Here is a 4,272-nt window from a genome sequence, read left to right on the forward strand (position 1 = left end):
TCACTCTTATCGCGGTGAACAGCGCTTCATGCGACTTCACGTCGCACGGACAAAAGTGAGTTACAGCATCTGCTAAATTAGTCAATCACGGATTACCTTTGGTATTGAAAAGTTGTAACTCATGTGTATCGGCGGGACAAGCAGGAACAAAGACAAGCGTTTCTTATTTACCCAAAGAATTCTAATCACCGCAAAATCACATTGATAAACAACCCAACAAACAGTGGTATTTCTTAGTATTCGCATCACACATGTAGTACTTATCAGACTTTACAGACACAATATATTGGTAGATAGGATTGTTTTACCAAACAATGCCCTTATCTAATACATGGACTTAACTACATGAGGGTGACATATGACGGTAAGACGGGATTTCAGTGTGTTTTTGGACAACTTGAAGATCAAGAACAAGAACAAAATTTCGAGTCGCTATGAAAGCATCACAAAGAACCTCAATGAACAGTTTCGAGGTTTGAAAAACGACAAGACAAATTACAGTCTTCAGGCTGGATCGTATGGTCGTTACTCTGGAATTCAAGGTATTTCTGACCTTGATATGCTCTACATACTTCCACCTAGTACTTGGCCTACCTACCGCAAAGCCCCATCAAAGGCCCTAGATCATGCCAAAGATGCTATCAAGAAAACATACAAGAAAAGTAAGGTAAAAAAAGACCGCAACGTGGTGGCAGTTAAGATTCAGGACTTTACCTTTGAGGTGGTGCCCGTATTCGAATGGCAGGGAGTTTTCAAATATCCTGACACATATAACGGCGGCTTATGGCGCAAGTGTAACACTCGTGCTGAATTACAAGCATTTAGGGAGTTGAACACCGAGCGTAAAGATAACCTACGTAAGCTTGCGAAAATGATTCGTGCTTGGAAGGCCAGACACGATATTCAGATGAGTGGCTTTCTGATTGATACTCTCTGTTACAACTTCTTCAAAGATAACACCGATTACGACAAAGCTAGTTTCGGTAGCTTTGACAAGATGGTGCGAGACTTTTTCCAATACCTCACCAAAGAGCCAGAGAAAACGTACTACTGCGCATTTGGCAGTAACTCCCAAGTCGATATAAAGAAAGCATTCCAAGCTGATGCGCAGATAGCGCTGGAAAATGCCATTGAAGCCATAGAAGCCAGAGAGAGCGGTTATGAGGATAAGTGCAACCAGCGATATAAGGCTATTTTTGGCACTAAGTTTCCTAATCGTGAAACCAAACAAGCGGCGGCGCTTAATGAGCAGTTTATCGAGGAACTGTTCGATCTGGATATTACCAACCAAATTATCATTGATTGTGAGGTCAAAAGCGACTTGATGACCAAAATGTTGTCATCAATAAAATTTGTTGGGGAGCGAATTCAGCACCAACGGAAACTGCACTTCTTTGTAAAACAAACCGACATCGGAGAAGATTATGAGGTGAAGTGGAAGGTGCGTAACCGTGGGGATGAGGCTGACAAGCTGAGGAATCACCGTGGTGAAATCATGGATGATGACGGTAGCAAAACTCGTATCGAGACCGCTAATTTCTATGGCGATCATACGGTTGAGTGTTACGCTATCCGCAACAATACGGTGATAGCACGACATGAAATCACCGTCCCAATCGAATAGGAACAATAGTTTATGACGGAACAGACGATTAAGAAGCAAGTGGCTAGAGAGTATTACAACGTAATCTACAGCGCCAAGCTTCATTTTGCGTCATTCGATATCTGCGAGAAGCTTCCTACGATTATTAGCGTAATTTCGCTGTCCTTTGGTGTGCTTGGTTTGGCATTTGCAGAGTTCAACAGCAAGGCTTTAGCGGCTCTGTTGCTTATTATCGGTATTATCGGGATCATCCTTAAGCCAAGAGAGCTTCAGAAAGAGCAGTATGAAGCGACAGGGATTAGCTTGACTGATATCAGCAAGAAACTAGAGCACATTTACTGCGAAGTTGACATACAAGATACCAACTCTGTTGCCAAAGCAAGAGCTGACCTAGCTCAAGTGCAGGCTGATCATCGAGCTGTTGACACCATGCCTCCTGTGTTGCTGTCCTCATGGTATGCCCATTACAAAGTCTTTTCTGAGCACAATAACGACTGGATGAGCACTGAACTTGATCTCGGTTTTAATGACAAAGTTCCTCTAAGCCTGCGTGCTGTGGTCATTAGTGCCATAGTAGCTGCCTTGCTATGGCTAAACCCATTTTGTATCACAAGCAAGACTTGGGCATGGGTTTCTGAGCCTTGTGTGGGATGCTGGCAAGAACAACCCGCACCGGAATCACAATCAGCTTTAGTCAAAGACTCCACACCAGAAGCAAATCTGGATAGTGAAGCGACTAAATAATAACAAGGGGGACACGCAATGTGTTCTTTTCGCATCTAATGTGCCTGTCCTTATAGGTTCTAATAGTCGTTTGTTATACAGATAGTTATAGTGTTTGAGTGTAAGTGACTTTATACTACTGAACTCATAGTGAGTACATACAGTAATATGAGTTACATGATGATGGACGAAGATATGAAGACTGATACATTACTTGATAACTCTGTACGTTCTACAAACCTTGAAAGAATGAAGTACATTATTTTTGCTGTATCGTTCTATATTTATGTGGCTGGTGCATTGTACTTTTACGGTTTAATGAATACTTTGGGATTTACAGGGGCATCTTTAGACAGCATTTTTTCACCTCTCGTCTATTCGCAGCGTTTTGTTTCTGACCTTTTTTCTACCGCACTTGTTCAAGGTATCTACATACTTATAGCTCCTTTAAAGCTAACCAGTGTTATTACTCTATTAGCTGTATTCATGGCATTTTTAATCAAGTTCCAAGTATGGAAATTAGTGCCGAAAAAGCTTAGCCCTAGTGCAGAGTCAACGAAGGCTTTTTTTAAAAAAAGCCCTGTCATTAGTTCTTTACTTACTTTTCCCATCTTTTACCTAGGGCACTTAGCTATGTTTGTGGCTCTTATATCTATACTTACACTAGTAGCTATACCATTGATGCTTCCCTATTCGATGGGAACTGTTTCGGCAAACCATCTAGTTAACTTAAATGAAGGCAAGGTTTGTGAAAAATTCGACTGGTCATCTGAAGAGTATAAAGATCAAAAAATTATACTTAGCTGCGAGAGAGTTAATATTGGTAGAAACAATGAGACTGTAACGGGTTCAATAATTCATACTGACCAAAAGTATGCATACGTAGTAACCAACGATGTGCTATTTCGAATCAAAGATGGGAAGATCTCATCTTGCGTCGTTAAACAACACAACAACGAAAACATAGTGAACAAAGACCAAACAAATAAGCCGACTTCTGACCCATGCATGACACTTCTAAAAGAAAAAGCGCCCGAGATAGTATGATTTATATAACATTCTTTATAACAGGCCAGCACGTTATCTTGGGGAGCTTTGACATTCGACTTACCTATTAACAACAATTTACTAATTGATTTGCCGAAAAAATAGCCATACGCGAGTGACTAGGATCAGGTATTGTTTATGGCTCCATTAGCTTAAGTATTGCAAAATAAGAATTCCATCACTCGCTCTGATACAAGTTTGCAAAGCATTTCTGGCAAAAACAAACAAAGGTATAAAGCGGCCCCAACCCACACTGCAAACCTCATCACAAAACCACAAATTTTTGCTGAGGGTGGAAACCGTCACTTTCACTACCCTCGTGGTCTCCTTACATGCCCTTCTAAGCAAATACACTATTAAGTCAGTTACTTTATCAGCCTCTTTCAACGTTCACTCAGTGGTTTAGCACAGTGATGATTTCCATATAACTTGTTACAGTTCAGCCATTTAATATGCATGTAGATTGATTGCCCGCAATTATTTGGGTCACAAGAGTGAAGCTGTATGGCGAATGATATTGAGTTTAGCTTTGAAGTCTCTGGGTTTTTAGGGTCGTTCAAAGTAGAAAGTTTTCGGGTGACAGAAGCCCTGTCTGCCCCGTTTGAAATGAGCCTGACCGTCTTATCTGAAAATGATGACATTAGCTTCGAGGCGCTGAGCAGAAAAACCGGCGTACTGAGTGTTTATGGTCAAGGTGTAGCGGCGGCTCGCCAGTTTAATGGCAGCGTTTCAGAGCTGAGTTATATGGGCTCTGGTCGGCGCTATTCTCGCTACCAGATTACGTTGGTGCCTCAACTTTGGTTTTTGACCCAGCGCCAAGATTGCCGCATTTTCCAAAACAAAACCGCGCCAGATATTATTCGTCATGTTTTTGATGATGCGGGGATGAGCGATTACCG

4 protein-coding genes are annotated in these 4,272 nt (G+C 41.6%); all 4 read left to right on the plus strand.

The annotated features are described in order from the left end of the window. Window positions 1-358 precede the first annotated feature (358 nt). Entirely contained in the window at window positions 359-1,624 is a 1,266-nt protein-coding gene (locus AAFM34_RS20415; protein WP_341666029.1) for a nucleotidyltransferase, read from the plus strand. 12 nt (window positions 1,625-1,636) lie between these two features. Further along, complete coding sequence (locus tag AAFM34_RS20420) at window positions 1,637-2,347, plus strand: SLATT domain-containing protein (protein ID WP_341666031.1); 711 nt, start codon at window positions 1,637-1,639, stop codon at window positions 2,345-2,347. 156 nt (window positions 2,348-2,503) lie between these two features. Continuing rightward, window positions 2,504-3,373, plus strand: a complete 870-nt coding sequence (locus tag AAFM34_RS20425) for a hypothetical protein (RefSeq protein ID WP_341666033.1) — start codon at window positions 2,504-2,506, stop codon at window positions 3,371-3,373. Window positions 3,374-3,877: 504 nt separating this feature from the next. Continuing rightward, a partial coding sequence (locus AAFM34_RS20430; RefSeq protein WP_341666035.1) for a contractile injection system protein, VgrG/Pvc8 family occupies window positions 3,878-4,272 on the plus strand: 395 nt, incomplete at its 3' end.

Origin of the sequence: Vibrio sp., assembly GCF_038138445.1 — a bacterium.
In the GTDB taxonomy this organism is placed as follows: domain Bacteria; phylum Pseudomonadota; class Gammaproteobacteria; order Enterobacterales; family Vibrionaceae; genus Vibrio.